Genomic DNA, 5,331 nt, shown 5'->3' on the forward strand with positions numbered 1-5,331 from the left:
GGGCTGCGGAGTAGCCGCCGTAGCTGCCGCCCATCACGGCCATGTTGGACTTGTCGGCGATGCCTTGCCCGACCAGCCAGTTCGCCGCGTCAACGATGTCGTCCTGCATGGCCTTGCCGATCTCGCCGTAGCCTGCTGCGCGGAACGCCTTGCCATAGCCGGTCGAGCCGCGAAAGTTCACGGACAGAACAGCGTAGCCGCGGTTAGCGAGGAACTGGTAGTCATTGTTGTAGGCCCAGATTTCCTGCTGCGCGGGCCCACCATGGATGACGACGACCGCCGGTAGGTTTTTCGGTTCGACACCGCGCGGAAGTATGAGGAAGGCCGGAATATCAAGGCCATCTCGCGCTTTGAACGATACCGGCTTGGTCTCCACCAAGGCATCCCTGCGCTTTCGTAAATCGTACTCGGCAATTTTTGTGGCTTTGCCTTTTTCAAGGTCATAGAGGAAATACTCGAACGACTGTTCGCGCCACGAACGAGCGACCGTTGCAAACCGCCCGTCCGGAGACGTCCCGAGAATATTGAAGTCCACCGGATTGTCTCCGTCTAGGAGGAGCTTGGTGAACGCCTCGCCAAGCCTTGAAAACGTGCGATATTGGGGATAGCCGTCCTCGAATGTTAGAAAGTCGGGGCCTACGGCATTCTGAGCCAGCGCGAATGCTTTTTTGGCGTCCACCTTCGGATGGTCTGCGACGATGGTCTCCTCTCCTGTTCGAGGAGCCACGGTCACTAGCGCGATCCGGTCGCACCCACGGTCGGAGAGTGCGTAAATGGGCTTTCCGCCTTCAGGATGATAAAGAATGGTGAAATCATCGCGCGCGCTGATTTCGGTCAGCATCCGCCAAGGTTCGGTGGCGCTGTCACGGATCAGGAAACGCGTGCCCTCATCGCTAAGCCTATCGGCCCGAATCAATGGCATGTTGTGGCGGTCGAGCCACCAGTCGATTGTCTCGCCTTCGTTCTTCTCAAGTAACTGCTTGCCGCCACCGTCCTGCCGGACGCTGTATAGGTCGAGGAAGGCGGGGTTACGATCGTTGGAAGCCACGACCAGCCGATCATCCGGTCCCGACGGTGACGATACGATGCGCCAGTTCACGAAGCCGCGCGGCGTGACATCCGCCCAGTTGTCGCGCTTGGGCTTCAGGGGATCGATCTGCCACAGACGGCCCTCGCTCAGCACGACCAACTCGTTCTTGTAGGAATGCCACCAGAAGTCGTCGACCTGCGCGCCCGAAAGAGTAAGAAACGATCCGGCTTGCTCGGTCCGCTTCACGCGAAGGACGGTTTTCGTCCATTCGACGCCATACCAGGCGATCATGCTGCCGTCGTGGGACGGTTGATAGCCCCACTCTGCGCCTGTGTTGGCATAGAAGTCGCGCACAGGAATGAGCGGAGCCATAGCGGCTCTTGCGAGGGACGGATGTGTGGGGGCCGTTTCTTGCTCGAAATAGTAGCTGACGCCAAGCGCCGCAATCGCGACAACGATTAGGATGAATCCTATGATTCTCAGCAAGCGCATAAATATGTCCGGCTGGGAGTGTAATATCTTACAAATTCCATACTAAAAAATACCAAGCGAAACATACGCAATAATGGCCACTACGATAGAGTGCCACCGACAGTACTGCCTACAGCTGCAGCGATGCGGCTCAGAAGTGAATTCTCACTGAGCCGTTGCGTCCACTTCCGCCACCCCTCTTGCCGCCGTACGCGACGTGAATTCTCAACTTTTCTTCGAGGGGGTCAAACATGTCATGTCTCCGCATCGTTGACGCCGTGAAAAGATGATTGCGAACGCACGAAGGCATCTTTAACACTCCGCGTAGGTTGTCAACAAAACTATCTTGCAATTTTAGGTAGCGCTAATTGAGCGATCCCAAGTCGCAGCCCGCTTCGCTTGCATGGTTCACACAGTCGACATTCAGGTATACGCCGCTGATCGTCGAGGCGATGACGGTTGCAATTGTCCTGCGCCTGCTTGGCCTGGTGCAGCCCAGCAAAGGCCATTGGCGCCTATGCGGCATCGGCATGGATAGGGGACTATTTCCGACCCGGCAGAAGAACGACAAGCGACCTCGATCGAGACGTTCGTGGATACCTTCCGCGACGACTACGCCTGCGCGGCCAGAAAGCGGCGGCCTGACGGCTGCGTCCGAGAGACCGAGGGACTGCGCCTGATTTTCGACCGCGCTTCGGCATGACCCAAATGGGGGGATGTCCCTGCATGCCTGGATGCCTAGCCTATGGGTACAGGAGGCATCCTAGTCTAGTCGGCGGTTGGCTTGTCGGAACCTGCTGGCCATCTTGACCGTTCTGTCTCAGCCGCTGACCGCGGGAGGCCCTGCGAGTCACACTGGTCATCTCGCCGAAGATCGACGGCGAGGCAGTCACCTCGCGAAACGTTTGCCAAATCCCGCGACGTTCGGAAAGGAGCGAGGAAAGATGACCGTCATCCTCGGCGCGTTGCTCACCGTCGCCGGCGTCGTGTACATGGCAAGCGCCACTTTGAGACGCGGACGTCTGAGCGATCCAGCACCTACAGCGCCGAATCGTCCGGCGCCGAACCTGGCAACACCGGGCCCGACACTGGAGCCCCGGCGACGCGGGCTCGGTTTCCTCGGCCTGTCGCAGAATTGGCCGGGTCTGGTGATGATGGGGGCAGGCATCATACTGCTGTTGTCGGTGGCGGTTCTCTGACGCTACGGAATTATCGCGTTTTCACCGCTATCGTAACGTAATCGATACTTCCTTGCCGCATTAAGGCACCTACGCCAGGTTGCAGAAGCCCGGCGACGGCAAGGACAATGCATGCTGCTCGATTACAACTCATTGCTGCTGGCCGTCGGCTTCTCCGCTGCCTGCCTCAGCTTGACGCTTTTCGGAACCTGGCTGACCGCCCGTTCCGACAAGTTCCTGCTGACATGGGCGATCAGCGTGCTGGTGGTGGTAGTCGAGGTGTTTGCCTATGACGCCTATATCGAGGCGCCTGGAACAGCCCTCGGCGTCCTGACACTGGCGCTGCTGCTGCTCGGTTTCTCGGTGATGCTGGGCGCCGCACACCAGTTCCGGACCGGGAGTTCGCCGCTGCCGCGTATCGCGCTTGGCGCCGGCATCTCCTTCGCGCTGGCGCTGCCGGCCATGGCGCTCGGCTATGACGGGCTGGCCTTCATGCTGGAGAATTCGCTTGCGGCGCTGCTCCTGTTCGGCACGGCGCACGAATACTGGAAAGGCCGCGCGGAGGCGCCGGCGCAGCTCGTCGGCGTGGCGCTGCTCTACTCGTTGACCGCCGCCTCCTTCGTGCTGTGCGCAGCCGTGCTGGCATGGGGCGGCAAACTCGTCCTCGGCCACGCGCCGAGCAACTGGGCCGAAGATCTGAGCCTGGTCGTCGTTATCGCCTCGATGACCGGTATCGGCGCGCTGTCGCTGGCGCTCAACCAGGGGCGGCTTGCCCGGCATCACCAGCGCGAAGCGCGGACCGACGCGCTGACCGGGCTGCTCAACCGCCGCGCTCTGTTCGACCTGCATGGCAAGGTGCCCGTCGGCGCCTTCACCGCGATCGTGGTCTTCGACCTCGACGGCTTCAAGGCGATCAACGACCAGTACGGCCACGCCTCGGGCGACGAGGTGCTGAAGGTCTTCGCCGAAGAACTGTCCGGCAATCTGCGCCCGAACGATGCCGCCGCCCGCATGGGCGGCGAGGAATTCGCGCTGGTTCTGAAACGCACCTTGCCCGAGATGGTCGAGGGTACGGCGGAACGGATAAGGATGGCCTTCGCGGCGCGAACGATCGAGACCGAGACGGGCCAGCTCAAATGCACGGTGAGCGCCGGTTTCGCGTTCGGCAGCAACGAAGGCGTGAGCTTCGACAAGGTTCTCAGCGCCGCCGACAAGGCGCTTTACGCGGCCAAGCGCGGCGGCCGCAACCGCGTGCTCGACTTCCGCCGCGCCGGCTAAGAGCCTCTACACCGGCAACTCAGGCTGTCAGTGGCGCCCGATCACTTCATTGTAGGCGTCGAGGTCGACATAGAAGACCTTGGTTATCTCGCCGATCAGCTCGTCCTCGTCATAGCCTTGCGACATCAGGATATTGATCGCCGTCATGATATCCACGCGTTCGGTGAGGCGTCGCTTCTGATAATCCTCGACAAAACGTTCCATCGCCTTCCCCTGGCAAGTTCTTTGTTGGACGCATTGACCGACAATCACTGCGGGGAAAGCTAGGCGGGTTTGCTTGCGTGGAACTTGCCGGCTGGAGCCCGCGCCTTCCCCCTCATTCGCGACTGGTACGGAAAGCGGCCGACTCACCAAGGCCAAGAAAAGACTAGCACGCGGTATAGAGCGCGCCAGAGTTACACAGGGGCTGAACCGGAGAAATATTGGGGTTGCTATTGATCGCGATGCCGCCCGAAGTCGAGCAATCGGTTCTAGACTGTCAGGAACTTGCGCACATCGGGCCTGTCCAGATCCGCGGCCGGTCCGGTGTGCACGATCTGGCCCCGGTCCATGATGTTGACCTCGTCGGCAAGCTCGCGGCAGAAGTCGAGATACTGCTCGACCAGCAGCACCGCGATCCCCGCCTGGTCCCGCAGATAGCGGATGGCGCGGCCGATATCCTTGATGATCGAGGGCTGGATGCCTTCGGTCGGCTCGTCGAGCACGAGCAGCTTCGGCCGCATCACCAGCGCCCGCCCGATCGCGAGCTGCTGCTGCTGGCCGCCGGACAGGTCGCCGCCGCGACGCCCCAGCATCTGCTTCAACACCGGAAACAGCTCGAAGACATGCGCCGGAACAGTGCGGTCGGCGCGCTTCAGCGGCGCGAAGCCCGATTCCAGGTTTTCGCGCACCGTGAGCAGGGGAAAAATCTCCCTGCCCTGCGGCACGAATGCGATGCCCGACCGGGCGCGGTCATACGCCGCGCTCCGGTCGAGCGCCTTCCCCTCGAAGGCAACGCTTCCGCTCGTCAGCCGATGATGGCCGACGATCGATCTCATCAAACTTGTCTTGCCGACGCCGTTGCGGCCGAGCACGCAGGTGATCTTGCCGGCGCCGGCCTTCAGCGAAACGCCGCGCAGCGCCTGCGCGGCGCCATAGTGGAGCGTGGCATTGGAGACTTCGAGCATGGTCAGCCCCTTCTCCAACGCCGGAGGAAAGCGAAATCGAAACGGTGGAACGGAACCCGCCAGATCATGCTCATCGCCCCAAATAGACTTCGACGACGCGCTCGTCGGCCGAGATGAAATCGAGCGTGCCTTCGGACAGCACCGAGCCCTCGTGCAGGCAGGTGACCTTGACGCCGAGCTCGCGCACGAAATGCATGTCGTGCTCGAC

At 61.2% G+C, this 5,331-nt stretch carries 5 protein-coding genes and 1 pseudogene; 2 read left to right on the top strand and 4 right to left on the bottom strand.

Annotated elements, in window-relative coordinates; all coding sequences use genetic code 11:
• On the bottom strand, positions 1-1,522 hold a 1,522-nt coding region (locus EOA29_RS24015; RefSeq protein WP_145969765.1), incomplete at its 3' end, for a prolyl oligopeptidase family serine peptidase.
• A gap of 923 nt (positions 1,523-2,445) precedes the next feature.
• On the opposite strand from EOA29_RS24015, the gene EOA29_RS24020 reads away from it, so the two are divergent.
• Positions 2,446-2,700 (top strand): hypothetical protein, encoded by a 255-nt coding sequence (locus EOA29_RS24020; protein WP_126093801.1) that lies wholly within the window; start codon positions 2,446-2,448, stop codon positions 2,698-2,700.
• Between the two features lie 111 nt (positions 2,701-2,811).
• Entirely contained in the window at positions 2,812-3,957 is a 1,146-nt protein-coding gene (locus tag EOA29_RS24025) for a GGDEF domain-containing protein (protein WP_126093800.1), read from the top strand.
• Between the two features lie 27 nt (positions 3,958-3,984).
• Here the strand turns inward: EOA29_RS24025 and EOA29_RS24030 are convergent, their stop codons facing one another.
• From EOA29_RS24030 to EOA29_RS24040, 3 genes and pseudogenes are all read right to left on the bottom strand, one after another.
• Positions 3,985-4,161, bottom strand: a complete 177-nt coding sequence (locus EOA29_RS24030; RefSeq protein ID WP_126093799.1) for a hypothetical protein — start codon at positions 4,159-4,161, stop codon at positions 3,985-3,987.
• A 266-nt stretch (positions 4,162-4,427) separates the two neighbouring features.
• Positions 4,428-5,123, bottom strand: a complete 696-nt coding sequence (gene urtE / locus EOA29_RS24035; protein WP_126093798.1) for an urea ABC transporter ATP-binding subunit UrtE — start codon at positions 5,121-5,123, stop codon at positions 4,428-4,430.
• A 70-nt stretch (positions 5,124-5,193) separates the two neighbouring features.
• Positions 5,194-5,331, bottom strand: a pseudogene (locus EOA29_RS24040) (ABC transporter ATP-binding protein); the annotation flags it as partial.

It is taken from the genome of Mesorhizobium sp. M1E.F.Ca.ET.063.01.1.1 (assembly GCF_003998155.1).
GTDB lineage: Bacteria > Pseudomonadota > Alphaproteobacteria > Rhizobiales > Rhizobiaceae > Mesorhizobium.